The following is a 24,819-nucleotide window of genomic DNA, read 5'->3' as shown; positions in this document are numbered from 1 at the left end:
AGAACGGCCAGGTCCTGGACGTGGGCCGCTCCTGCCGGCTGGCCCCGCCCAAGATCCGAGCGGCCGCCTTCCACGGCCACACCAGCTGCGCCTGGCAGCACGGGTGCGACGTACCCCTGCCCTGGACCCAGGCTGACCACATCGTGGAGTTCTGGCAGGGCGGCACCACCAGCGCCACCAACATCCAACCGCTGTGCGCGACCCACAACCAGATCAAGCACCGATGGGCGGTACGCCAGGACCGCCGCATGTGGTCCGGGCGCAACCGAGGCCGCACCGGAAACCAGGGCTCGGACCCGGATGGGGACCCAGCCCCACCCCCGAACCCGTAATCGACCACCCCCAACAAGAGCTCCCACCCGCCTGCGCCGGGTCTCTACCCGCGCACGTCCACACTGCCTCCGGATGGCCAGATCCCGACCCGGCCCCGCCCCCGCACCGACACCTGACCCCTGGACCCAACCCACGCCACCCCGGGGACCGTGGGTGAGACCTGGCCCTAGAAGCACGCTCACCCCTGTTTTTGCCTCCAACAGGGGGGTTCACCCACGCCCAGGTGCCGACCGGCCCTCAGACACCGGCCCCCACCCGCCAGCAGGGGTCCGCCACACACCATGACCGGCCGCGACACCCAACCCGTCGAAGCGCTGGTGTAGGGGCAGGCATCGGCCGCCAGGCCGAGGGGTTCGCAGCAGAGCATGACCCGCCGCGACACCCCCAGGCGTCAACGCTCCGGCGGAGTGGCCGCTGACGGCCGTCAGGCCGTGCTTGTGCCGTAGGGGCCCTTCGGGCCCTCCGGGCCCATCGCCTCCCCGACCACACGTCCCCCGTTTCCTGATAGCCGCCGACCCGCCGTCGTAGCGGAGCGGGTCAAGGTGGAGCGCCCATGCGGGCGGAGCCCCCACCGCGACAACCTTGAGGCGCGCAGCGGAGACGGCCACAATCGAGCGGCAGGAAACGGGGAAACCCGCACCGGAAAGAAACCCCAACCCACATATGTCCCCCGAAGCGAAGCACGATCAGACCTTCCCGCATCCCGCATCCCGATTTCCTCTGGCGCCAAAGCGGACGCTGCCCTGAAGGTGGACGCTGCCCTGAAGTAGGTCGGCTTCGATCACGTCCGGACCAGAGGCGACCATGCAAAGCTCAGGAGGGGCTCACAGGTAGTGATCGTGCCTCGGCACAAGGAGCTCAAGCGCGGGACGATGGCGTCGATCCCCAAGCAGGCTGGGATGGCCCCGGACGATCTCCGCAAACTTCTCTGAGTGCTTACCGAGTGGATCACCCTCCTGAAATCCCTCGAGGGCTGAGGCCGCGCAGCACCGAACGCTCGTGTCGGGGGCTTGAGTGCTCCGGGCCCCCGTGGCACCATCAAGCCTGTGACCAGCAGATCCGCTGTATCCCAACACCTGAGTGACCTCGCTCGGCTTCGGCGTGTCCGGGACCGGATCGACCGGGAGTACGCCCTACCCCTCGACGTCGCAGCGCTGGCCCGGGGCGCGAACATGTCCGCCGGGCACCTCAGCCGACAGTTCCGCCTCGCCTACGGCGAATCCCCCTACGCCTACCTGATGACGCGCCGCATCGAGCGCGCTATGGCGCTGCTGCGCTGCGGCGACCTCAGCGTCACCGAGATCTGCTTCGCGGTCGGCTGCTCTTCCCTGGGCACCTTCAGTACGCGCTTCACCGAACTGGTCGGGGTGCCGCCCAGCGTCTATCGGTGCGAGGCCGCCAACGCCACGGAGGGCATTGCCCCGTGCGTGGCCAAGCAGGTGACCAGGCCAGTCAGGACCACTCCCGCCAGGACCACTCCCGCCAGGACCACTCCCGCCGGGGACCCTCCCGCCAGGACCACTTCCGCCGGGGACACACCGGTCAGGAATCGAGAAGCGCAGGCCCAGGCCCGGAACTAGCGTGACCTCCATGGACATCACCATTCACTCAAGCTTCCTTCCGCACTCCGACCCGGACGCCTCCCTGGCCTTCTACCGCGACGTCCTCGGCTTCGAGGTCCGCGGCGACGTCGGCTATGAAGGGATGCGCTGGATCACCGTCGGCCCTGCCGACCAACCCGGCACGTCCATCGTGCTGGAACCTCCGGCCGCCGACCCCGGCGTCACCGAGGAGGAGCGCCGAACCATCACCGAGATGATGGCCAAGGGCACCTACTGCGGCATCAACCTGTCGACCCCGAATCTCGACGCCGCCTTCGCGCGGCTGGAAGCCGGGGGAGCCGAGGTCGTGCAGGAGCCGATCGACCAGCCGTACGGGGTCCGCGACTGCGCCTTCCGCGACCCGGCGGGCAACCTGATCCGTCTCCAGGAGCAACAGTGAACCCTCCGGACAACACCGGCGTGACCGGCGCGGAAGGACGCTCGCCCGCGCCGCACGTCGCTGACAGCCACGACTTGATCGCTGTGCGGGGAGCCCGGGAGAACAACCTCAGGGACTTCAGCATCGAGCTCCCCAAGCGCCGGTTGACCGTGTTCACCGGCGTCTCGGGCTCGGGCAAGAGCTCCCTGGTGTTCGACACCATCGCCGCCGAGTCTCAGCGGATGATCAACGAGACCTACAGCGCCTTCCTGCAGGGTTTCATGCCGACGCTGGCCCGGCCCGACGTCGACGTCCTCGAAGGGCTCACCACCGCGATCATCGTCGACCAGGAGCGGATGGGCGCCGACGCCCGCTCCACGGTCGGCACCGCCACGGACGTCAACGCGACGCTGCGCATCCTGTTCAGCCGCCTTGGGGAACCCCACATCGGCCCGCCCGGCGCGTTCGCCTTCAACGTCGCGACGGTGCGGGCGAGCGGGGCGATCACCGTCGAGCGCGGCGAGAGCAAGACCGTGAAACAGACCTTCACCCGCACCGGCGGTATGTGCCCGTACTGCGAGGGCCGCGGCAAGGTCTCCGACTTCGACCTCACCGAGCTCTACGACGACACCAAGTCCATCGCCGAAGGCGCGTTCACCATCCCCGGCTGGAAGTCGGACAGCTGGTGGACCGTGCGGACCTACGCGGAGTCGGGGTTCCTCGACCCGGACAAGCCGATCCGCGACTTCACCGAGCAGGAGATGCGGGACTTCCTCTACCGGGATCCGGTGAAGGTCAAGGTCGAGGGGGTGAACCTCACCTACGAGGGGCTGATCCCCAAGATCCGTAAGACGTTCCTGGCCAAGGACCGGGAGGCGATGCAGCCGCACATCCGGGCGTTCGTCGACCGGGCGGTCACCTTCGCAGACTGCCCCGAGTGCGGTGGCACCCGGCTCAACGAGGCGGCGCGCTCGGCCAAGATCCGCGGCACCAGCATCGCGGACGCGTGCGCGATGCAGATCAGCGACGTGGCGGAGTGGGTCCGCGGTATCGGCGACCCTTCGGTGGCCCCGCTGGTCAAGGCGCTGAGGGACACCTTGGACTCTTTCGTGGAGGTCGGCCTCGGCTACCTGTCGCTGGACCGGCCCGCGAGCACGCTGTCCGGCGGCGAGGCGCAGCGCACCAAGATGATCCGCCACCTGGGCTCCTCGCTCACGGACGTCACGTACGTCTTCGACGAACCCACCGCAGGCCTGCACCCGCACGACGTCCAGCGGATGAACAAGCTGCTGATGCGGCTGCGCGACAAGGGCAACACGGTGCTCGTGGTGGAGCACGAGCCGGAGACGGTCGCGGTCGCCGACCACGTGGTCGACCTCGGTCCCGGCGCCGGCGCGGACGGCGGCGAGGTGGTGTTCGAGGGCACCGTGAAGGGGCTGAGGGACAGCGGCACCGTCACCGGACGCCACTTCGACGACAGCCCCTCCCTCAAGGACTCCGTGCGCACACCCTCGGGGTGGTTGGAGGTGCGCGGTGCCAGCACCCACAACCTGCGGGACGTGGACGTCGACATCCCGCTCGGGGTGCTGTGCGTGGTCACCGGGGTGGCGGGCTCGGGCAAGAGCTCGCTCGTGGAGCAGTCGATCCCCAAGGGCGCCGGTGTGGTCTCGGTGGACCAGACGCCGATCCGCGGTTCCCGGAGGAGCAACCCGGCGACCTACACGGGACTGCTCGAACCGGTCCGCAAGGCGTTCGCGAAGGCCAACGGCGTGAAGCCCGCGCTGTTCAGCTCCAACTCCGAGGGTGCCTGCCCGGAATGCAAGGGCGCCGGGGTGGTCTACACCGACCTGGGGATGATGGCGGGGGTCACCTCCACCTGCGAGGACTGCGAGGGGAAGCGGTTCCTGGCGTCGGTGCTGGAGTACACGCTCGGCGGCCGCGACATCAGCGAGGTGCTCGCGATGTCGGTGGCGGAAGCCTTGGACTTCTTCGGTGCGGGGGAGGCGCGCATCCCCGCCGCCCACAAGATCCTCACCCGGATGGCCGACGTCGGGCTGGGTTACATCAGCCTCGGTCAGCCGCTCACCACCCTGTCCGGCGGTGAACGGCAGCGGCTCAAGCTGGCCACCCATATGGCCGACAAGGGCGGCGTCTACGTCCTCGACGAACCCACCACCGGCCTCCACCTCGCCGACGTCGAGCAGCTGCTCGGCCTGCTGGACCAGCTCGTCGACTCCGGCAAGTCGGTCATCGTGGTCGAGCACCACCAAGGGGTCATGGCTCACGCCGACTGGATCATCGACCTCGGACCCGGTGCGGGTCACGACGGCGGCCGGATCGTCTTCGAGGGAACCCCGGCCGACCTGGTCGCCGACCGCTCCACCCTCACCGGTGAGCACCTCGCGGACTCGGTGGGCGCCTGACCGGGCCCCGTGCACACCTGCCCCGCGCACACCTGTTCCCGACTCATCGGCACCGGTCCGGGCCAGCCTCTCGGCACCGTCCCGGTGCTGAGTCCGGCTAAGCCTCCGCCCCCGTTCTGCTAAGTCTGCTAACGCATGGGGAGACACCCCTGGGTTAGGCTGACGGGAACGTGAGGAGGCCACGGTGCGCAAGGTGTTCGCGGGGCCCCGGCTGCGCAGGCTGCGGCAGGAGCATTCGCTCAAACAGTCCGAACTCGCCCGTGACCTGGGTATATCCGCCGGTTACCTCAACCAGATGGAGCACAACCAGCGGCCGCTGAGTGTGCCCGTGCTGCTGAGGATCACCGAGGCGTTCGGGGTGGATCCCGGGTTCTTCGCCGCCGGCGACACCTCGAGGCTGATCGCCGAGCTAAGGGAGGCCCTCACCGACGTGCCCACCGGGGATCAGGTGAGCGCCGACGAACTCGACGAGCTCGCCTCGGCCATGCCCTCGGTCGCCCGGGTCCTGGTCGACCTGCACCGCCGGTACCGGGACGTCTCGGGTCAGGCCGCGGCCCTGGCGGAGGGGCGTGACGGGGGCGCGGACTCGGTTGCGCCAATGGCCTACGAACAGGTCCGGGACTTCTTCTACGAGCGCCAGAACTACGTTGGTGAGCTGGACGAACGCGCCGAGGAGCTGTCCGAGCGGGAGGGGGCCGAGCCCGGGCGCGCGCACGTCGTCCTGACCCGGCTGCTGTCCGAGCGCCACGGCGTGCGGGTGGAGACTGAGGCTCCCGGCGAGGAGGGTTCCCGGAACCGCGCCTTCGATCCCGCGCGGCGCACCCTCACCCTCGCCGCCCACTTGCGCCCCGGCCAGCGTGCCTTCCAGCTCGCCACCCAGCTGGCCTTCCTCGAGCACGGCGACCTCCTGGACGAGCTCCCCCAGGGCGCGGAACTCGCCACTGAGCAGGCGGTCCGGCTGGCCCGGATCGGGCTGGCCAACTACTACGCGGGGGCCTTCGTCCTCCCTTACCGGGAGTTCCACGCGGCCGCGGAGGCCGAGCGCTACGACATCGAGCTGCTCGCGGACCGCTTCGGGGTCGGATTCGAGACCGTCTGCCACCGGCTGTCCACTCTGCAGCGGTCCCGGCTCCGCGGTGTCCCCTTTTCGTTCGTGCGGGTGGACCGGGCGGGCAACATGTCCAAGCGGCAGTCCGCCACCGGCTTCCACTTCTCCAGGTCGGGCGGCACCTGCCCGCTGTGGAACGTGTACGCGGCCTTCTCCGCGCCCGGCGTCATCCAGCGGCAGATCGCGCAGATGCCCGACGGGCGCACCTACTTCTGGGTGGCGCGCACCGTGACCAGGGGATACGGGGGCTTCGGGGCGGCTCGCAAGACCTTCGCCGTCGGCCTGGGCTGCGAGCTGAGGCACGCGCACCGGCTGGTGTACTCGGCCGGGCTCGATCTGGCGGACCCGAGCGCGGCCGCCCTGATCGGCCTGGGCTGCAAAGTGTGCGAGCGTCCCGCCTGCCCCCAGCGCGCCTTTCCACCAGCTGGACGGTCGCTGCTGGTCAACGAGAACCACAGCACGGTGTCGCCCTACCCGGTCGCCGAACCCGGCCGCTCCTGAGCGCGTCGGGCAGAGCGCGGCCGTTCCTGCCAGAGAACCATCGCGGCCCCGGCCGCACCCGTGGCCATCAGCGCGAACACCCCGAGTGTCGCGGCCTGGCCGACCGCAGGGCCGAGCCATCCCGCGAGCGGGTAGGTGAGCAGGAAGCAGGCGTGGGAGAGCGAGAACTGTGCGGCGAACAGCTTCGGCAGGTCCTGGGCGGCACCCGATCGGCGCAGGAGGCGGCCGGTCGGGGTGAGGACCAGGGAGGTGCCCGCGCCCAGGACGAACCAGCACGCCAACAGCCCCCACCACGCGATCCCGGTCGGGACGGAGGACAGGATCAGGGCGGCCGCACCCAGGCCGGTGGCCAAGACGAACCCGGCGGGCAGCATCACCGGTCGGTCACCGAACCGGTCGAGCACCTTCGGGACCAGCAGGGCCACCGCCATCGAACCCGCTCCGAAGCAGCCCAGTGCGAGTGCCACCTCCGGCTGCCCGAGGCCCAGGTCCGAGCGGACCAGGACCACCGTGTTCACGAGGACGACCGCGGTGGCCGCTGCTACTGCGAGGTTCATCGCCAGGAGTGCCCGGAGCCTGGGAGCGCGCAGGAAGGCGCCGAACCCGAGGAAGGGCGCTGAGCGCTCCCCGGACCCGCCGGAGGGGGAGGGGATCGCGACCGACAGCACCAGCACGGCGGCCGCGAGGAATCCGGCCGCCGTTCCGAGGAACAGGGCCTGGTAACCGACCACGGTGAGCAGGGCCGCCGCCAGAAGCGGGCTGGCCAGGCTCTCCAGGTCGTAGGCCAGGCGCGACAGTGACAGGGCGCGGGTGTAGTCGCGCTCGTCGGGCAGGACGTCCGGGATGGTCGCCTGGAAGGTGGGGGTGAAGGCGGCCGAAGCCGTCTGGAGCAGCAGGATCAGCACGTAGACGTGCCAGACCTCGCTGACCAGCGGCAGGCACAGTGCGCAGATCGCACGGACGGTGTTGGCCGCGGCGAGGAAGGACCGGCGGGGCAGCCGGGTCGCAACGGTCCCCACCAAGGGCGAGATCCCGACGTAGGCGGCCATCTTGATGGTCATGGCGGTGCCGAGCACGGTGCCGGCGTCGGCCCCTGCGAGATCGTAGGCGAGCAGGCCGAGGGCCACTGTGGCCAGGCCGGTGCCGAGAAGGGCGATGACCTGCGCGGTGAACAGGTGGCGGTAGGTCCGGTCGGCGAGTACGTGGAGCACGGGGTTTCTCCAGGGCACTGGTGCGCATGCAAGATGCATATGTGCGCACTTGCGCACATAACAGTAATCTACCGTGCACTCTAGGCTGTGCGCATGTCAACGCATGAGCCGTCGCCCCAACCGAGCCTGTTCCACCCGGAGCCGCCCGGGGCCGATCGGCTCGCCGTGGCATCCGACGTCTTCCGCTTGCTCGCCGACCCCACCCGGCTGCACCTGCTGTGGACCCTGTCCAACGTCGGGGAGGCGGATGTCGGCCAGTTGACCGAGGCTGCGGACGCCTCGCGGACCGCCGTCTCCCAACACCTGGCCAAGCTGCGTTTGTCAGGTCTGGTCGAGTACCGCAGGGACTCGCGCCGGTCCATCTACCGCATGGCTGACGGGCACCTGCGCCGCCTGGTGCTGGAAGCGCTCAACCACGCCGACCACGTCGTCACCGGCGAGCCCGTACACGACTGAGCGGGCCCGTACACGACTGAGCGGGCCCGGTTCACCGGGCCCGCTGTGGATTCGTTCTCGGCTACGGCTGCTCTAGGGGTAGCCCGTTTCCGGGGTCAGCCGTACTGCGGGCCCGGGGCGTGGAAGCCCTGCGCCCGCTCGGCCATCAGGCGGCGCTTGTGGCGGCCGCGGCGCACACCGGTGACGATCATGGTGGGCACACCGATCGCGAGCCCGGCGCTGGGCAGTCCCAGCATCAACACGAGCCCCACCGCGGCGCCGCTCATGATGTCGTCCTCGCCGCCGCCGACGTCGGCCACGGCGAATTCGGCTTCGTTGCCCGTGTAGCGGCACTCCACGAGGTACTCGCCCGCCTCAGCGCCGTTGAAGACGCCGACGAGGTCCCACCGCACGCCGTCGTGGTTCCCGTGGTGGCCGTAGCCGGGATCGCCGAAGTCCCACTTCTGCCCGTCGGGGTCGGTGATCCGGCAGTCACCTTCGGCCCCGCCCTCCGCTGCGAACAGGCCGATGTTGACGTCCCCGTCCTCCAGGACGAAGGTCTCCTCCGAGGAGTCGGCGATCCGGGTTTCGAACTCGGGCAGGCTCACGGCGCTCGCGACGGAGGCGATGAAACCCACGATGCCGCCGATGATCCCGAGCGTCAGGATCCCGGCTCCCACGGCGTACCAGATTCGGCCGGGGCGCAGCTCCTTGGCATCGATCCTCGGTGGCGCGGCCTGCGGGGGATAGGGCGGGTGATGGGGGTAGGTCATGCGTTGTTCTTCTTCCGGATCATCGGGGGACCAATGTGGCTGGTGTGATGCATGGGGACTGAGTCCCGTTTTTCACCAGCCGGTGATGTGGGTCACGGACGGGTTCAGCGGGCCAGGTATGCCCATTTTCATGACGGTTTGTCCAATAATGACAGGTTAACTCTAAAACCTGCTGGCGCTCTGACCTGGTCTTTTGTAGTTTTCGCAGGTCAGAAGGCCTAGACCCGTGCGCGTGAAGTGCCGTTCAATAGACAAGGTTTGTCACCGAGATCAAGGGAAGCAGCCATTAAGCGGACTGAGCAGCAGAACGAGTACTCGACCGATGTGCAGGTTGCACGCGACTACTACAACAGCAGCGATGCCGATACCTTCTATGCCACTGTCTGGGGAGGGACCGACATCCACGTCGGTCTCTACCGCGGGGTCGAAGGGCTTTCCGACACCGACGACATTGCCACGGCCAGCGCCCGCACCGTCGAGCGCATGTCCGCCAGTGTCGCCCCAGACAGCTCCACCAGGGTCCTCGACCTGGGCTCGGGTTACGGCGGGTCCGCCCGTCACTTGGCCGAGGTCTACGGCAGTCACGTGACCTGCCTGAACCTGAGCGAGGTGGAGAACGACTACAACCGCAAGCGCAACGAGCAGGAGGGGCACGAGCACCTCATCGACGTCCTGGAGGGTTCCTTCGAGGACATCCCCTTCGGGAACGGCAAGTTCGACGTGGTGTGGTCCCAGGACGCCATCGTGCACAGCGGCGCCCGCGACCGTGTCCTCTCCGAAGTGGCCCGGGTCCTGGCGCCCGGCGGGAAGTTCGTCTTCACGGACCTCCTCGCGGCGGACCACACCCCCGTGGACACGCTGGGTCCGATCCTGAAGCGGTTGCACCTGTCGTCCATGGGCACGCCCGGCTACTACCGCGAGGCCGCGGGCCGGGCCGGTCTGACCTATGTGGAATTCGACGACCTCAGCACGCAGCTGCCCATTCACTACGGGCGCGTCCTGGCGGAGACCGAACGCCGGTATGACGAGCTGTCGGAGCGCATCAGCACCGACTACCTGGAGCGCATGACGGCCGGGCTGCGCGAGTGGGTGGCCAGGGGCGAGGCCGGAGACCTGGCCTGGGGTATCCACCACTGCCAGCGCTGAGGCACGGGCACCCCGCGGCCACCGGGACGACCGCCTGGTCGAGGTAGCAACGCCGCTATCGCACAGGGGAACTGAGTCCCGTTCTTCTCCAGCCGCTTCGTTCGGCGAAGTCGGTAACGGACAGTGGTCGGGGTGCCACTAACGATAGTTATCAGAGGTTGGGGCGTCCGGCTTGGTACTGCCTGGCGCGGTGTTCTTGGATGAGCCGCTGCCGGTAGTTACTGCGCCGGACCCCGACCGTGATGGTCACGAACAGAGTGGCCAGGAAGCCCAGGAAACTCACCAACAGCAGGCCCAGGAACCCGAGCCCCATCGCCTCGTCGTGGTCGACGGCGATGTCCGTGTCCGCGATCGCGTACTCGGCACCGGCGTCTCCTTCGCACTCCAGCGTGTACGTGCCGGGCATATCGACCGCGACAGAGTAGGCGAGCCGCCAATCGCCGTGGGTGTAGCCGGTCACCCGCTCAACGAACCTCGCGCTGCCTACACCCTCGTCCCGGCTCAGTTCGCAGGCTTCTTCGAACGCCCCGGCGGGGGACACGTACAGGCCCAAGGAGTCCAGCTCGTCCGACCCCACCGTGAATGTGGCGGTGCCGCTCTGTTCGATGGGGTCGGAGGCGAATTCGAGCGAGTTCCGATCCGCGTGGGTGCTGCCCGCCGCCCAGAAGACGGACACGCCCAACACGATGCTGACGGGCAGGCACAGCGCGCCGACCACCATCCACCGGCGGCGGGGACGGAGTTCCTTCGGTGAAATCTCGGGCGGGGGAGGCGGCGGTCCGTGGAAAACGGGACCCTGCTGCCAAGGCTGGCCCGCATGCGCCCCGTGAACCCCGTGGGCCGCGGCGGCCGCGTGCGCGCGACGCGCACGCTGGTGGCCCAACCTGGACGCCCGCACGGCGAACACGGTGATGCAGATACCCAACGACACCACGAAGGCGCCCATGGGGAGCAGGATCCCGCCGACGACCATCGCGGGGTCGTCGCTCGTGGCGTTGGTGAGCATCAGCGTGCTCACCAGGAGGGACACGGGGAAGACCGATCCGCCGATCCAGTACCAGTACCGGGGAGGCCGGACGCCGGGCTCGGAGCTGTCCGTGCCTTGGTGCGCGGTGGCCGAGGGCTGGGCTTGTCCGGGTGGCTGCTGCCGGTACTGCTGTTGCGGGTAGAGGTGGTGGTGCTGCTGGCGCGGATCGGCGCCGTCGGCGGCCGTGTGCGGCCCCGGTTGCGGAGGGGGAGAACTCATGTGCGCAGTGTGCCAGCCGTGTGTGAAAGGTGAGGATTGGGGTGCCCGGTGGGACTCCCTTTCACGGTGTTTGGACCCCCGGAGCCCCAGGGCTTCCCGGTCGGTCGCGGTGGGCCTGCGCCCACTCCCGGGCCATGTGCTCGCGCACGAGCCTTACCCGGTGCGCGGCACGCCTCAGCCCGATCGCGAAGGCGGCACCTGAGGCGACCAGGAGGCCGAGGGGGAATGCGAAGGGGAGCGTCGTGTCGGCGGCGAATCCGTCGAACAGCGGCGCGAGCCCGATGGCGACCGGGAACGCGAGCGGCACGCACAGCACCGCGCACACGTACCAGAGGCGGCGGGGCCGAAGGTCCCGGGCGGGGATCCGGGGCCGCGGGGGCAGCGGTGCCGGGTACCCGGGGTGGCCGGTCGCGAACCGGAGCTGGTGGACGTGCCGTGCCCACTGGGCGGAGAGCCGGGAGGAGCGCGTGGCGTACACCCCGATGAGGACGCCCGCCGACACCGGGAGGCTGAACACCGTGAGCATGGGGGCGAAGACCCCCGCCGCGTGCTGTAGCGGGGGGACGAACAAGAAGAGCGCCAGTGTCAGTGCCAGAGTCGCCGGGGTGCACAGGAATCCGGCCCAGTACCAGGCCAGGGCGGGTTTGACGTCCTGGGGGCCGTACTCCGGCGGGTAGTGCCGGTCTGCGGGCGGATGCACTGCCTGGTGGTTCCGTGGGTACATGTGAGGCCTGTCGCTCGGTCGGGGGTGGGTGGCGTGAGCTCATCTGCGAGCGCCCGTGTCCCATCGGACGCGTTGGGGTACATACATGCAGAGTCCGGGGCAACTCGTCAGTAGTTCTGGCCGAAACCCTTGTCAAGACCCTTCCACGCGGATTCAATCAGGGGTTCCCGGACGAACTTCCGCCGGGTCCGTAGCCGCCGCGACGGAGGAGGGAAGTACCGATGTCCATCGCATGGAACGCGTGGTCATGGGATGCCGATCCCGACACTGTGCGCCGGGACGTCGCGGTCGCCCACGAACGGTTCACGGACTCCGGCCGACTCAGCGGCAGGGTTCGACCGGTGGTCAGCGACTCCTGGCGGCGCAGCGCGATGCACGGCGTGGACCCCGACCGGACCCGGCCCAGTCTCGAACTGGCCGGGTCGACCCTGCTCGACCACCGGGACACCCACCCGCTCTCGGTAGCCATGCCGCTGTTGCGCCGTCTGCTCCTGGACACCGCGCCCGGACCGCAGATCATGGCCGTGGGCGACGTCTCCGGCCGTCTCCTGTGGGTGGAGGGCGACCACAAGCTGCGCAGCAGCGCCGAGTCCATGCACTTCGTCGAAGGCGCCAACTGGCACGAGCGCTCCGCCGGGACCAACGCGCCCGGTGTCGCCCTGGCCCTCGACCACGAGGTCCAGGTCTTCGCCAGCGAGCACTTCAGCCGGGGCGTCCAGCGCTGGAGCTGTTCCGCCGCGCCCTTGCACGACCCCGATACCGGAGCGCTCATGGGCGTCCTCGACCTCACCGGCGAGGACCACCTGGCCTCACCACAGGCACTGGCCCTGGTCCGGGCCGCCGCCACCGCCGCGGAGATGGAGATCCGGGCCCAGCGCATCAGCGGTCTGCTGCCCGCTCCCGGGCTCCCCGCCGACTTGGCCGCACCGGCCCCCACCCTCGCCCGCCTGCGCGTCCTCGGCCGCGACCAGGGCCTTCTCGAACTGGACGGCAACTCCGTCGAGATCAGCGGCCGCCACTCCGAGATCCTGCTGCTGCTCGCCCGCCACCCGCGCGGCCTCACCGGCGAGGCGCTCGGTGCGCTGCTGCACGAGCGCGACGCCTCACCCGTCACCATCCGCGCGGAGATGTCCCGCCTGCGCCGTCTGGTGGGAACGGGGCTGCTCGCCTCCCGCCCCTACCGGCTGCGCCGCCCGTTGGACACCGACCTCGACGAGGTGCGCCGCCACCTGGCCGACGGCGCCTACCGCCGGGCCATCGGTGTCTACGAGGGCCCGGTGCTGCCCCGTTCGGAGGCGCCCGGTGTGGCCGAGGCCCGTGACGAGCTCCAAGCGGAAGTGTGCGAGGTGCTCGCCGCCAAGGCCGACCCTCAGGTGCTGCTGGCCTGGTCGGAGCATCCCGAATGGCGGGAGGATCCGCGGGTGCTGACCGCGGCTCTGCGCGCCGTCGACCCGGACTCCCCGCGCCACGCCGCCCTGCGCGGACGCCTGCGCTGGATCGGCCGCTGACCCGCGCCTCTCTGCTTCCCCGCCTCGCCGTCTCCGCGGCAATCCGCGCGCAACGTTGGGATCGCGCGCAACGTGGTCGCAACCATGGTGTAACTAGCGTCACAGCCCACTGGTCTTCGAAAGTGCCGCCGGGGCAGGAGCTCCGGCGGTACCCCCGATGAAGGAGGCAGAGCACCATGGCGATCTATGCTCCCCCAGGCGAGTCCGGAAGCGTTGTCGACTACAAGCCGCGCTACGAGAACTGGATCGGCGGCGAGTGGGTCAAGCCCGTCAAGGGCCGCTACTTCGAGAACCCCACTCCGGTGACCGGCCGTACTTTCACCGAGGTTGCCCAAGGCGGGGCCGAGGACATCGAACTCGCGCTCGACGCCGCGCACGGCGCCGCCCCGGCCTGGGGGCGCACGTCCACCACGGAACGGGGCATCCTCCTCAACCGGATCGCCGACCGGATGGAGGAGAACCTCGAGAAGCTCGCGGTGGCCGAGGCCTGGGAGAACGGCAAGCCGGTCCGCGAGGCTCTGGCAGCCGACATTCCGCTGGCCATCGACCACTTCCGCTACTTCGCCGCGGCCATCCGGACCCAGGAGGGCCACAGTTCCGAGATCGACGGCGACACCGTTGCCTACCACTTCCAGGAGCCGCTGGGCGTGGTCGGCCAGATCATTCCCTGGAACTTCCCGATCCTGATGGCGACCTGGAAGCTCGCCCCGGCACTGGCCGCGGGCAACGCCGTGGTCCTCAAGCCGGCCGAGCAGACGCCCACGTCCATCCTGGTGCTGATCGACCTCATCGCCGATCTGCTCCCGCCGGGCGTGGTCAACGTCGTCAACGGCTTCGGTGTGGAGGCGGGCAAGCCCCTGGCCTCGAGCCCGAGGGTGCGCAAGGTCGCGTTCACCGGTGAGACCACCACCGGTCGGCTGATCATGCAGTACGCGTCCGAGAACCTCATCCCGGTCACGCTGGAGCTGGGAGGCAAGAGCCCGAACATCTTCTTCGCCGACGTCGCGGCCGAGCGGGACTCCTTCTACGACAAGGCGCTGGAGGGCTTCACGATGTTCGCCCTCAACCAGGGCGAGGTGTGCACGTGCCCCTCGCGCGCCCTGGTGCAGGAATCGATCTACGACAGCTTCATGGGCGACGCCCTGGCCAGGGTCGGACAGATCAAGCAGGGCAACCCGCTGGACACCGACACCATGCTCGGTGCGCAGGCCAGCAACGACCAACTGGAGAAGATCCTCTCCTACATCGACATCGGCCGTAAGGAGGGCGCCAAAGTACTCTCCGGCGGCGGCCGTGCGGAGATGGAGGGCGACCTCGCGGGCGGCTACTACGTCACCCCGACCGTGTTCGAGGGCCAGAACTCCATGCGGATCTTCCAGGAGGAGATCTTCGGCCCCGTGGTGTCGGTGACCCGCTTCAACGACTACGCCGACGCGATCAAGACCGCCAACGACACCCTCTACGGGCTCGGGGCCGGCCTGTGGACGCGCGACAACAACACCGTCTACCGGGGCGGACGCGACATTCAGGCGGGCCGCGTGTGGGTGAACAACTTCCACGCCTACCCGGCGCACGCCGCCTTCGGCGGTTACAAGCAGTCCGGGATCGGCCGCGAGAACCACAAGATGATGCTGGACCACTACCAGCAGACCAAGAACCTGCTGGTCAGCTACTCGGAGCAGCCGATGGGGCTGTTCTGATGGACACCTCCCGAAGCGGCGACGCGACGGTGGAGCGGGTGGCCGTCACCGACAAGGCGGCGGCCCTGCTCCGGGAGCTCCACGCCGACCACGGCCCGCTGATGTTCCACCAGTCCGGCGGCTGCTGCGACGGCAGTTCGCCGATGTGCTACCCGCTCGGGGAGTTCCGCACCGGGGATTCCGACGTGCACCTGGGCGATCTGGAAGTGGGGCTGCCCGAGGCGGTGCCGGTGTGGATGTCGCGCTCCCAGTTCGAACTGTGGAGCCACACCCACCTGACCATCGACGTCGTCCCCGGGCGGGGCTCCGGCTTCTCCGTCGAGGCCCCGACCGGGAACAGGTTCCTGGTCCGTTCACGCCTGATGACCGACGAGGAGGCCGAAACGCTCTAGACCACGCCTTAGGGCGCGGCCAGCGGACACTTACCCTGCTGCGCGTCGCCCCAGCGGCACTGTCACGGCGTTCTCATCAGTCGAAAGCCAAACCCGGGCTTACTCCTTCTTCGGCCTTGTGCCAGCACCGCCCACCCGTCGCCCGCCACCACCCTCAACGGACGCCTCCGGCGCAGTACCCCACGCCGCTCGCGACGGGCAGCATCCACCGACCACGCCCTAGGCGTCCGATGAGGGGAAAAGGCCGAGGGCCGGAGGGAAGCGATGTCCCTCCGGCCCTCGGTCATGTCTGCAACCTGTGCCGCGGCTGCCACGGGTACGACCCGTGTGCCCTACGAAGCGTCGCCGCGCTGTTCGGGGGGACGCTGTGCCGCGGGGCGCTGGGTATCGAGGTCTTCGGCCAGCTCGTCGATGACCACCAGGTCCCGGCGGATCCGCCCGGACCGGTAACCGACCCGCGCGGCGATGTGACCCGCCACGGGAACGGTGACGACCTGGAACAGGCCCACCAGGATCAGGGTGCCGACGCTGAACACGCCGGTCTCCTCCTGCGGGAGGATCCGCAGGGCGATCCCCACCAGCACCAGCAGCAGGCCCAGGACCTGCGGCTTGGCCGCGGCGTGCATCCGGGAGAGCAGGTCGGGGAAGCGCACCAGGCCCACCCCCGCCACGAACGAGAGCAGGGCCCCCGCCAGGATGCACAGGATCGCGATCCAGTCGAGGATGTCGATCAGCTGATCATTCACGGCCTTCCCCCTCTTCCTTGACGGAGGGCTCGACCGGCGCGGGGAACGCCGTGTCCTCGTCCTCGTCCGCGTGTTCCTCGGGGCGCCGGGCCACGAACTTGGAGATGCTGATCGAGCCCACGAAGCCCAGCAGCGAGAGCACCAGCAGCGTGGGCAGGATGGTGGGGTCCCGGAAGAACGCCGCGTAGGCGCCGAGCCCCGTCAGGGCCGAGGCGAGCAGCACGTCGACGGAGAGCGCACGGTCGAGGATGCTCGGCCCCAGCAGCAGGCGGGCCGTGCCGAGGAGCGAGGCGACGCCGAGCAGGACGGCGACGATGATCCACAGAGTGTTCACGCGTTCCCCTCTCCGGCGGCCTTGGCGGCCTCCAGGGCGGCGATGTCCTCACGGGTGCCCAGGCCTCGCACGATCCGCTCCTCCAGGTAGTGGATGTCCACCTTGGCGGCCTCGGCTGCGGTCTCGGACTCCGCACCCAGCACGTGCACGTAGATGATGTGCTCGGGCTGGGCGACCTCGACGATCACACTTCCCGGGATGATCGAGACGGAGATCGAGGTGCACACGAGCATCAGGTCGGAGTCCGTACGCATCCGTACGGCCACCACCGCGCTCTTCACGGGCTCGCCGGGCCGGAACACCTGGGCGGTCACCTGGAAGCTGGCGACGACCATCTGCCACAGGATGTAGAAGAACATCCGGACGCCCTGCACCGGCCAGAACCGGAATCCCGGGGCGATGGGCGGCATCGGGAAGATCATCATGATCATTACGGACAGCACGAAGCCCAGGACAGCCAGTCCCAGAGACCCGGGGCGCATGTGGAAGCCGTCGAAGAGCAGCAGCCACACCACGGTCATACCTAGGGCGACCGGGATCTGGACCTTGCCGAGCCTGCGCCGGAGCGCCAGCGCGCCCAGCTTCTTCTTTGTCTGCAGGTCGTTCATCGGGAACCTCCGAGGACGGCCTCGATGTAGGGCGTCTGCGCCATCAGCTCGGCCGCCGCTTCCGAGGAGTAGGCGATGAGCGGACCGGCGAACACGGTCATGGCGAGCCCGAACGCGACCAGCGCGATCGTCGCCCCCACCATGCTCTTCGGCAGGACCACCGACGTCACCACCGGGGTGGCGGCCGTCGTGGTGTCACTCAGGCGGGAGGACGGGCCGACCGCCTCACCCGACGGGCCGAACGCCGCGGTCGAGGTGTCGTCGGCCTCGGAGTCGTCCAGCACCGTGCCGGGCTCGGCCACCATGCCCTCGGCGGGAGTACGCCAGAACGCGTAGTTCCACACCCGGGCGATGACGTACAGCGTCAGCAGGCTCGTCAAGGCCGAGGCCCCGACCAGCGTGTAGGCGAGCGGGGTGCCCAGTTCCACGCCGGCCTGCATCAGGCCGACCTTGACGAGGAAGCCCGACAGCGGCGGGATACCGCCCAGGTTCATCGCCGGGATGAAGAACAGGATGGCGAGCATCGGGGCGATCTTGGCGAGACCGCCCAACCGATCCAGCGAGGTGGACCCGCCTCTTCGTTCGATCAGCCCGGTGATGAGGAACAGTGTGGTCTGCACCGTGATGGTGTGCGCGAGGTAGAACACCGCGCCCGCCATGCCCAGCTCGTTGCCGACAGCCACACCGAACACCATGTAGCCGATATGGCTGACCAGGGTGAACGACAACAGACGCTTGATATCCGTCTGTGCCACCGCACCCAGGATGCCGATGACCAGGGTCGCCAGGGCCAGCCACATGAGCGCGTTGTTGAGCTGTTCCCCGGGGAAGAACAGGGTCTGCGTCCGGATGATGGCGTAGATGCCCACCTTGGTCAGCAGGCCCGCGAACACCGCGGTGACCGGGGCCGGAGCCGTGGGGTAGGAGTCCGGCAGCCAGGCGGCCAGAGGGAACACCGCCGCCTTGATGCCGAACGCGATCAGCAGGATCACCTGCAGGATCAGCGCCAGCTCGGAGGAGATCCCCGGGAGGCGCTCGCCCAGCTGGGCCATGTTCACCGTGCCGGTCGCGCCGAAGATCAGCGCGATGGCGATGAGGAACAGCACCGAGGAGACCAGCGACACCACCACGTAGATGGCGCCCGCCCGCATCCGCGACTGCGTACCTCCGAGGGTCAGCAGCACATAGCTGGCGGTCAGCAGGATCTCGAAGCCGACGTACAGGTTGAAGAGGTCTCCCGCGAGGAAGGCGTTGGAGACACCGGCCACCAGGATCAGGTAGGTCGGCTGGTACACCGAGAGCGGTGCCACCTCGCCCTTGTCCGCCATCCCCTGGCCGATGGAGTACACCAGCACGGCCAGGGTGACCGCGGCGGAGACCGTCACCAGGAGCGCGGACAACCGGTCTGCCACCAGATTGATGCCGACCGGCGCCTCATAACCGCCGACGTGGACGACCTGGGGACCGAACATGTCGGCACCCACCATCAGCGCTGCACCGACCACCAGCACCAGCGCCAGCGCGATGACGCTGATCGCCTGCTGGAGCCGTGGCCAGCGGATACCCAGAGCCAGCTTCACACCCGCCGCGAAGAGTGGCAGCACCACCGGGAGGGCAACGAGGTAGTGCAGGATTCCCGAGAAGTATTCCCATCCCATGGTCAGTCGTTCCCTTGCAGGTCGCTGTCCTCTGCGCGAGCCAGGCGTTCACGCTCTGCCCGCATGGTCTGGCGCGCCTGGCGCCGCTGCGAACGGATGCGGCGGCGCAGCTCGCGCCACAGCTCGCGTTCGGCGGCACGGTCGGCGCGCCGGTGCTCACGCAGTCGCTTGCGGCCCAGACGGATCCGGCCGCGCAGTTCCGTCACCTGGTTGACCATGCTCTGCTGGCGGTCGGCCAGCCTGCGCGCGGTCTCCTCGGAACGCTCATCGCCCTGGCTGTCCTCGGATTCGACCTCGAACCGGGCCAGTTCGGCCTGGGCCGCCGCGATCTCCGCCTTGATGCGGGCCTGTTCGGCCAGCTCCTGGGCGTCGGCCGCGGCGATGGTGGCCTGGAGTTCGGCCCGCTGGCGGCGGATGTCCGCCCGCAGCCTGCGCCGTTCCTGCACGAAGCGCTGCCGCACGGCACGGCGGCCCTCGCCCTGCACGATCCGAAGGTCCTCGGCGTCGTCCTGGACCTCGTCGTTGCCCTCGAGCTGCCAGCTCCGATAGGCCAAGGCCAAGAGGAACGCCGTCAAGCCGAGGGTGATGACGATCGCCGTCAGGATCATGACCTGTGGCAGCGGGTCGGTCATCTCGTCCTCAGGGGTGAACCAGAGGACGGGGGGACCGCCCGGCTGCCCGGCCATGGCCAGCAGCATCAGGTTGGCGCCGTTGCTCATCACGATGAAGCCCAGCAGCACACGGGTCAGGCTGCGCTCCAGCATGAGCACGACACCGACCGCGACGAGGACCCCGATGACGATGACGATGGTCAGACTTGGTGAGTCGTTCACGAGGTGACCTCCTCGGCTCGTGCGGGGGCCCCTGTATCCCCGGACTCCTCTGCGTGCGCGGCGTCCCTTTCGACCTGTTCGTCGATCCGGGCGCCGAGGCTGCGCAGGATGTCCAGGATCAGTCCGATGACCAGTAGGTACACGCCGATGTCGAAGATCAGTGAGACCGTGAGGTGCGGTTCGCCCAGGAACCCGAGGTTGATGTAGCCGTGGGCTCCGGCGAAGATGTCACCGCCGAAGATGGCACCACCGATCGCCACGCCAGTGGCCACGGCGAGCCCGGCTCCGAGGAGGGCGCCCGGCTGCAGCCAAGCGCTGGCGTACAGCTCGTACCTGCCGCCCGCGAGGTAGCGGACGATGAACGCCAGGCCCGCCACCATGCCGCCGGCGAAACCGCCGCCGACGTCGGTATGGCCGGTGAGTAGCAGGTACACGGAGATGATCATGATGACCGGGAAGAGGAAGCGCGAGACCACCTCGAAGATGAGCGATCGCCGTTCGGTCGGCAGGCTTGCCGCGCCGGGCAGCCATGTGCGGTTCCACCCCGGCTTGACGTGCATGTTCCGCGGAGCGACCCGGAGCTGGCCCAGGTCAACACTGCTCCGATCGTCGGCGGGCTGCGGGGCGTTGGTGACGGACAGGGCCATCACCCCGCCCGGTGCCTTGCGGGGCTGGGCCCGACGGCGCACGAACATCAGACTGGCGACACCGGCGGCCGCCGCCGCGATCACCCCGAGCTCACCCATGGTGTCCCAGACACGGACGTCGACCAGGAGTACCGAGATGATGTTCTCGCCTCCGGCCTCGCGGGCCGCCGCGCCGTAGCCTTCGGCGACCGAGGGCTCCTGGCGCCCGGCTAGTGCGTACCAGGTCATGGCCGCCGCCACCAGTCCGGTGGCCGCGCCGATCACCATGTTCCAGATCCGGCGTCCGCGCAGGGCGGGGGCGGAGAAGTGCGACGGGAAACGGCGCAGCACCAGGACGAAGACCACCAGGCTGACGGTCTCGACGAGGAACTGGGTGAGCGCGATGTCGGGGGCGCCCTGCAGGTAGAACAGGGCTGCCACGCCGTACCCGCCGATGCCGACGAGGATCACCGCGTACAGGCGGCGCCGCACGAACAGGATCAGCAGGCAGGTGATCACGACGATCAGTGCCGGGATGACCTGCACCGTGGCGTCCCAGAGGCGCAGCTGCGGGTAGTCGCCGGACCAGATCTGGCCGGTGACCATCGGGATGCCTGCGGCAGCCACCATGAACACCAGGATGGTGCCGAGGTAGACCGGCAGGGAGCCGCGCTGGGTGCTACCGGTGACCTGCAGGGCCACGTTCTCCAGCCCGGCCATCATCCGCCGGTAGTTGCGCTCCGGGTTGACGACGGCCATCCGGGTGCCCAACAGCGCCACGCGGTTGCGGAAGTAGAAGAGCACCAGACCGCCGGCCACGGCAATCGCGGACAGCAGCAGCGGAAGCTCCCAGCCGTGCCACAGGGCCAGGTAGCTCTCGTAGGCGCCGGGCGTGGCGGGAACGGTGTCGGCGTAGGCCGCGAACAGGGGGTCGGTCCAGCTCGAGACCAGACCGCCGACCAGGCTCAGCCCGGCCAGGACCACCGCGGGTGCCAGGAACAGCGCACCGGGCGCGTGGACGTGGGTGTCCTGCACGCCTTCCTTGTCGAAGAAGGCGCCCCAGAGGAAGCGGAGGCTGTAGGCGACCGTGAAGGTGGACCCCAGCACCAGGCCGACCAGGACCAGGGTGTCGAACGCGCCGCCGCCGTCGAGGTAGGCGCCGAAGGCGAGTTCCTTGGCGACGAAGCCGGCGGTGGGCGGCAGGCCGGCCATGGAGGCCAGTGCCACGACCGACACCCAGAAGGTGCCGGGCATGGAGCGGCGCAGACCGGACAGCTCGCGCAGGTCCCTGGTTCCGGTGCTGTGGTCGATGATGCCGACCGAGAGGAACAGCGGGGCCTTGAACAGCGAGTGCGCGACCAGCATCGCGAGGCCGGCCAGGGCGGCCGCCCGGGTCCCGGTGCCCAGGAGGGCGATGAGGAAACCGAGCTGGCTGATGGTGCCGTAGGCCAGGACGAGCTTGAGGTCGTACTGGCGCAGCGCCTTCCAGCCGCCGAAGACCATGGTGGCCACACCGAAGGCCAGAGCCATGCTCTGCCAGACGACGACGTCGTCGAAGGCCGGGGTGAGGCGGGCGACCAGGTACACACCCGCCTTGACCATCGCCGCGGCGTGCAGGTAACCGGAGACCGGCGTGGGTGCCTGCATGGCCGCGGGCAGCCAGAGGCTGAACGGGAACAGCGCCGACTTGGACATCGCGCCGATCATGATCAGCACGAGGGCGGCGTTGATCACGGCCCCGGCTTCGGGCGGGTTCGCGACGATCTCGGAGATCACGTAGGTCCCGGCGGTCTCGCCGAGCATGATCATGCCGACCAGCATCGCCAGACCACCGAAGACCGTGATGGTCAGGGCGGTCATCGCCGCGCGCCGGCTGTCCTGGGACTCGGCCTTGTGGCCGACCAGGAGGTAGGAGAAGACCGAGGTCAGCTCCCAGTAGATGAAGAGCTGAATGAGGTCGTCGGCCAGGACGAGGCCGATCATGGCCCCGGCGAAGGCGACGAACACCCCGGCGAAGCGTCCGATGCCGGGTTCGGAGTCGTCGAAGTAACGCGCGCAGTAGATCAGGATCAAGGCGCCCACGCCGGCGGCGATGAGCGTCATGACCAGCCCGAGGGCGTCCATGTGGAGGCCCAGCCGCAGTGCGAACTCGGGGGCCCAAGCGACGGACTCGTTCAGCGCCTCGCCACGGAGGACGTCCGGCAGCTGGAACAGGACCCACACGGTGGCCAGGGCGGGGACGATCGCGAGCGCGTAGAACCCGTTACGGCCCCATAGGCGCACCAGTAACGGCGCGACCGCAGCTGTGATGAAATGCGCGACCAGCACTGTTGTCAATGCGCCCCTCCCGGACCGGTCCGGGCCCACCCGGGTCCCCGGGCGGACGTCCACCACCCCCGCAGCAAACAACTCCGCCCACACGCTGATCTGTGGGCGGGGTGTATGTGCCGTTTTAAGGGGCAATGTTCTACTTGAACTTGCGTGCGCAAGCTATTTAATAGCTAGACTACACATACGTCAAACCACCGCACGGGTCTGGGGCCCGTGCAACACGCCCAGCATGCGAGGACCGTTTCGTGCCCGACGAGACCCCTGAGCCCTGCTCTGATCAGCAGGAAGTCACCCACTCCAACCCGGAGGAGCTCGAAGAGTTCCAACGTGTGTGGACCGAACTGATCAACGCGGCGCTACACGCCCGCGCCCGCGGCGGCCACGGGCATCGCGGTGCTGAGGAACTCACCCTGACACAGTCGTTGCTGATGGAAGCTGTGCGTGGCCTGGACAATCCGAGTGTCGGTGCGGTTGCTCACATCGTCGGTGTGTCATCGCCCTCGGCGACCCGGATGATTCAGCAGCTCGAGCGCAAGGGCATGCTGTGCCGCCGCCGCTCCGACCGTGACGAGCGCAGCACCGTCGTCACGATCACGGAAGATGGCGAACAGGTCCTGGCCGAGCGCCGCAAGTACATGGAGCGCAAACAGCGGCAGGTCTTCGACGCGATCAGGCCGTCCCTGCGCCCCGTCGTCCTCGACGTCCTGCGCGACCTGCGCGAAGCCATAGACGACACGTGATCCCTGCGGTTCTCTGGGCCGGTCTGCCGTGGGCAGATCTGCCCCGGGCCGAAAAGGTGGAGGTCAGAGCTTTCCTCGACGCACGCTGAAAGCACCGGCGGGAGCGGACGAGTGGTCCGCGTCCGAAACGCCGGTCCGAGGAGGGCCAATGCCGATACACCACCAGTTCGCCGCGGAGTACCCCCCGAGCGGCACCTTCGACGACCAGCTCGCCGCGCGCCTGCTGCGCAGCCGCGTCGTCATGCTGGGCACGCAGGTCGACGAGGACAGCGCCAACCGGGTCTGCGCGCAGATCCTTCTGCTCGCCGATGAGGACCCGCACAAGGACATCACCCTGGCGATCAACAGCCCGGGCGGGGTCGTCTCCGCCGGTCTGGCCATCTACGACACGATGAACTTCATCCCGAACGACGTGTCCACCCTGGTCATGGGATTCGCCGCGAGCATGGGCCAGTTCCTGGCCTGCACCGGAGCCCCCGGCAAGCGGTACAGCCTGCCGAACGCGCGGATCATGATGCACCAGCCCTCGGGCGGGCTGGGCGGGACCGCCGCCGACATCGCCATCCAGGCCGAGAACCTGGCGCACACCAAACAGACGATGATCCGGCTGATCGCCGGGCACAGCGGTCAGAGCGAGGAGACCATCGCCAAGGACCAGCACCGGGACGCCTGGTTCACCGCCGAGGAGGCGCGGGAGTACGGGTTCATAGACCACGTGGTCGACTCGGCGGGACAGATGGCGGGCGGTATGCGCCTGGGCGGGAACTCGCCCGGGTTCGCCACGCGGACGGGGGGTTCGAAGTGAGCGGTCGTTACACGGTTCCAATGGTGGTCGAGCGGACACCGAACGGAGAGCGCTCGTTCGACGTGTTCAGCCGCCTGCTGTCCGAGCGGATCATCTTCCTGGGCACCCCGATCGACGACGACGTGGCCAACGTCGTCATGGCCCAGATGCTGCACCTGGACTACGAGAGCTCAGAGATGGACATCCAGCTCTACATCAACTCCCCGGGCGGCTCGAACACCGCCCTGACCGCCATCTACGACACGATGCGCTTCGTCCGCTCGGACGTGGCCACCGTGTGCATGGGGCAGGCCGCTTCTGCGGGGGCCGTACTGCTCGCGGCCGGGACCCCCGGCAAACGGACCGCCCTGGAGCACGCCCGCGTGCTGCTCCACCAGCCTTCCGCCGAGGGGCGCGGAGAGGCAGCGGACCTGCAGATCCAGGCGGCCGAGATCCTGCGGATCCGCGCCCAGGTGGAGGACATCCTGGCCCGGCACACGGGACAGACGCAGGAGCAGCTGCGCGCCGACACCGACCGGGACAAGATCTTCACCGCCCAGCAGGCCGAGGAGTACGGCTTGGTGGACGGCGTGATCACCACCAGGGAACTCCGGGAGCCGGTCACTGCCTAGCGTGGACGGCGGCGGTCCCGGACCGGAAGGCCCGGGACCGCCTGGGC

22 protein-coding genes and 2 pseudogenes are annotated in these 24,819 nt (G+C 69.0%); 14 read left to right on the top strand and 10 right to left on the bottom strand.

All coding sequences use genetic code 11. The features are described from left to right. The 6 genes and pseudogenes from ACYVDG_RS15505 to ACYVDG_RS15480 form a co-directional block, all read left to right on the top strand. A partial coding sequence (locus ACYVDG_RS15505; protein ID WP_460752063.1) for an HNH endonuclease signature motif containing protein occupies positions 1 to 332 on the top strand: 332 nt, incomplete at its 5' end. 786 nt (positions 333 to 1,118) lie between these two features. After that, positions 1,119 to 1,265 (top strand): annotated as a pseudogene (locus ACYVDG_RS15500) (type II toxin-antitoxin system HicA family toxin); the annotation flags it as partial. A 114-nt stretch (positions 1,266 to 1,379) separates the two neighbouring features. Then, a pseudogene (locus ACYVDG_RS15495) lies at positions 1,380 to 1,805 on the top strand (helix-turn-helix transcriptional regulator); the annotation flags it as partial. Positions 1,806 to 1,923: 118 nt separating this feature from the next. Next, positions 1,924 to 2,334, top strand: a complete 411-nt coding sequence (locus ACYVDG_RS15490) for a VOC family protein (RefSeq protein ID WP_460752060.1) — start codon at positions 1,924 to 1,926, stop codon at positions 2,332 to 2,334. Then, positions 2,331 to 4,736 carry an ATP-binding cassette domain-containing protein gene (locus tag ACYVDG_RS15485; RefSeq protein ID WP_460752057.1) on the top strand — a complete coding sequence of 802 codons (2,406 nt, stop codon included), beginning with the start codon at positions 2,331 to 2,333 and terminating at the stop codon, positions 4,734 to 4,736. Before ACYVDG_RS15490 ends, ACYVDG_RS15485 begins: the two co-directional genes overlap by 4 nt. Positions 4,737 to 4,920: 184 nt before the next feature. Then, positions 4,921 to 6,345: a short-chain fatty acyl-CoA regulator family protein gene (locus ACYVDG_RS15480; RefSeq protein WP_460752054.1), complete on the top strand. Its 1,425-nt coding sequence runs from the start codon at positions 4,921 to 4,923 to the stop codon at positions 6,343 to 6,345. Here ACYVDG_RS15480 and ACYVDG_RS15475 read toward each other — a convergent pair. Beyond that, complete coding sequence (locus ACYVDG_RS15475; protein ID WP_460752049.1) at positions 6,315 to 7,556, bottom strand: MFS transporter; 1,242 nt, start codon at positions 7,554 to 7,556, stop codon at positions 6,315 to 6,317. The two genes, ACYVDG_RS15480 and ACYVDG_RS15475, sit on opposite strands and share 31 nt — an antisense overlap. A 93-nt stretch (positions 7,557 to 7,649) precedes the next feature. Between ACYVDG_RS15475 and ACYVDG_RS15470 the strand changes: the two genes are divergently transcribed. Beyond that, positions 7,650 to 8,012 (top strand): ArsR/SmtB family transcription factor, encoded by a 363-nt coding sequence (locus ACYVDG_RS15470; RefSeq protein ID WP_460752044.1) that lies wholly within the window; start codon positions 7,650 to 7,652, stop codon positions 8,010 to 8,012. A 95-nt stretch (positions 8,013 to 8,107) separates the two neighbouring features. Here the strand turns inward: ACYVDG_RS15470 and ACYVDG_RS15465 are convergent, their stop codons facing one another. Next, positions 8,108 to 8,764, bottom strand: a complete 657-nt coding sequence (locus tag ACYVDG_RS15465) for a hypothetical protein (protein ID WP_460752040.1) — start codon at positions 8,762 to 8,764, stop codon at positions 8,108 to 8,110. Positions 8,765 to 9,088: 324 nt separating this feature from the next. Here ACYVDG_RS15465 and ACYVDG_RS15460 point away from each other — a divergent pair, with 324 nt between their 5' ends. Further along, a complete protein-coding gene (locus ACYVDG_RS15460; protein WP_460752037.1) occupies positions 9,089 to 9,910 on the top strand; it encodes a methyltransferase domain-containing protein in 822 nt (273 codons plus the stop codon). Positions 9,911 to 10,061: 151 nt separating this feature from the next. On the opposite strand, the gene ACYVDG_RS15455 is transcribed toward ACYVDG_RS15460, so the two are convergent. Together ACYVDG_RS15455 and ACYVDG_RS15450 are read right to left on the bottom strand one after the other, a co-directional pair. Next, positions 10,062 to 11,156 (bottom strand): hypothetical protein, encoded by a 1,095-nt coding sequence (locus tag ACYVDG_RS15455; protein ID WP_460752032.1) that lies wholly within the window; start codon positions 11,154 to 11,156, stop codon positions 10,062 to 10,064. Positions 11,157 to 11,217: 61 nt separating this feature from the next. Continuing rightward, positions 11,218 to 11,880 (bottom strand): hypothetical protein, encoded by a 663-nt coding sequence (locus ACYVDG_RS15450; RefSeq protein ID WP_460752029.1) that lies wholly within the window; start codon positions 11,878 to 11,880, stop codon positions 11,218 to 11,220. A 221-nt stretch (positions 11,881 to 12,101) separates the two neighbouring features. On the opposite strand from ACYVDG_RS15450, the gene ACYVDG_RS15445 reads away from it, so the two are divergent. The 3 genes from ACYVDG_RS15445 to ACYVDG_RS15435 all read left to right on the top strand — a co-directional run bounded on the left by ACYVDG_RS15445 (position 12,102) and on the right by ACYVDG_RS15435 (position 15,480). Continuing rightward, positions 12,102 to 13,388 (top strand): GAF domain-containing protein, encoded by a 1,287-nt coding sequence (locus ACYVDG_RS15445; protein WP_460752026.1) that lies wholly within the window; start codon positions 12,102 to 12,104, stop codon positions 13,386 to 13,388. 176 nt (positions 13,389 to 13,564) lie between these two features. Next, entirely contained in the window at positions 13,565 to 15,088 is a 1,524-nt protein-coding gene (gene exaC, locus ACYVDG_RS15440; protein WP_460752023.1) for an acetaldehyde dehydrogenase ExaC, read from the top strand. Beyond that, positions 15,088 to 15,480 (top strand): DUF779 domain-containing protein, encoded by a 393-nt coding sequence (locus tag ACYVDG_RS15435; protein WP_460752018.1) that lies wholly within the window; start codon positions 15,088 to 15,090, stop codon positions 15,478 to 15,480. Before exaC ends, ACYVDG_RS15435 begins: the two co-directional genes overlap by 1 nt. 332 nt (positions 15,481 to 15,812) lie before the next feature. On the opposite strand, the gene mnhG is transcribed toward ACYVDG_RS15435, so the two are convergent. The 6 genes from mnhG to ACYVDG_RS15405 are packed head-to-tail and all read right to left on the bottom strand — an operon-like array spanning position 15,813 to position 22,613. Further along, positions 15,813 to 16,226 carry a monovalent cation/H(+) antiporter subunit G gene (gene mnhG / locus ACYVDG_RS15430; RefSeq protein ID WP_460752015.1) on the bottom strand — a complete coding sequence of 138 codons (414 nt, stop codon included), beginning with the start codon at positions 16,224 to 16,226 and terminating at the stop codon, positions 15,813 to 15,815. Further along, positions 16,219 to 16,560, bottom strand: coding sequence for a monovalent cation/H+ antiporter complex subunit F (locus tag ACYVDG_RS15425; RefSeq protein ID WP_460752011.1), 342 nt, complete (start codon positions 16,558 to 16,560; stop codon positions 16,219 to 16,221). The genes mnhG and ACYVDG_RS15425 overlap by 8 nt, the downstream gene beginning before the upstream one ends. After that, the gene (locus ACYVDG_RS15420; RefSeq protein ID WP_460752008.1) at positions 16,557 to 17,168 is read right to left on the bottom strand and encodes a Na+/H+ antiporter subunit E; all 612 of its coding nucleotides are present in this window, start codon (positions 17,166 to 17,168) and stop codon (positions 16,557 to 16,559) included. Before ACYVDG_RS15420 ends, ACYVDG_RS15425 begins: the two co-directional genes overlap by 4 nt. Continuing rightward, a complete protein-coding gene (locus ACYVDG_RS15415) occupies positions 17,165 to 18,826 on the bottom strand; it encodes a Na+/H+ antiporter subunit D (RefSeq protein ID WP_460752005.1) in 1,662 nt (553 codons plus the stop codon). The genes ACYVDG_RS15420 and ACYVDG_RS15415 overlap by 4 nt, the downstream gene beginning before the upstream one ends. Positions 18,827 to 18,828: 2 nt before the next feature. Continuing rightward, positions 18,829 to 19,659 (bottom strand): Na(+)/H(+) antiporter subunit C, encoded by an 831-nt coding sequence (locus ACYVDG_RS15410; protein WP_460752001.1) that lies wholly within the window; start codon positions 19,657 to 19,659, stop codon positions 18,829 to 18,831. Then, on the bottom strand, positions 19,656 to 22,613 hold the full coding sequence (locus tag ACYVDG_RS15405) for a Na+/H+ antiporter subunit A (RefSeq protein ID WP_460752086.1): 2,958 nt from the start codon (positions 22,611 to 22,613) through the stop codon (positions 19,656 to 19,658). The genes ACYVDG_RS15410 and ACYVDG_RS15405 overlap by 4 nt, the downstream gene beginning before the upstream one ends. Positions 22,614 to 22,861: 248 nt before the next feature. Here ACYVDG_RS15405 and ACYVDG_RS15400 point away from each other — a divergent pair, with 248 nt between their 5' ends. The 3 genes from ACYVDG_RS15400 (at position 22,862) to ACYVDG_RS15390 (ending at position 24,772) form a co-directional block, all read left to right on the top strand. Then, entirely contained in the window at positions 22,862 to 23,356 is a 495-nt protein-coding gene (locus ACYVDG_RS15400; protein ID WP_460751997.1) for a MarR family winged helix-turn-helix transcriptional regulator, read from the top strand. 148 nt (positions 23,357 to 23,504) lie between these two features. Then, on the top strand, positions 23,505 to 24,161 hold the full coding sequence (locus ACYVDG_RS15395; protein WP_460751992.1) for a ClpP family protease: 657 nt from the start codon (positions 23,505 to 23,507) through the stop codon (positions 24,159 to 24,161). Continuing rightward, positions 24,158 to 24,772 carry an ATP-dependent Clp protease proteolytic subunit gene (locus ACYVDG_RS15390; protein ID WP_460751989.1) on the top strand — a complete coding sequence of 205 codons (615 nt, stop codon included), beginning with the start codon at positions 24,158 to 24,160 and terminating at the stop codon, positions 24,770 to 24,772. The genes ACYVDG_RS15395 and ACYVDG_RS15390 overlap by 4 nt, the downstream gene beginning before the upstream one ends. Positions 24,773 to 24,819: the final 47 nt, after the last annotated feature.

It is taken from the genome of Nocardiopsis oceani, assembly GCF_054777395.1.
This window is presented reverse-complemented; position numbering and strand designations above follow the sequence as displayed.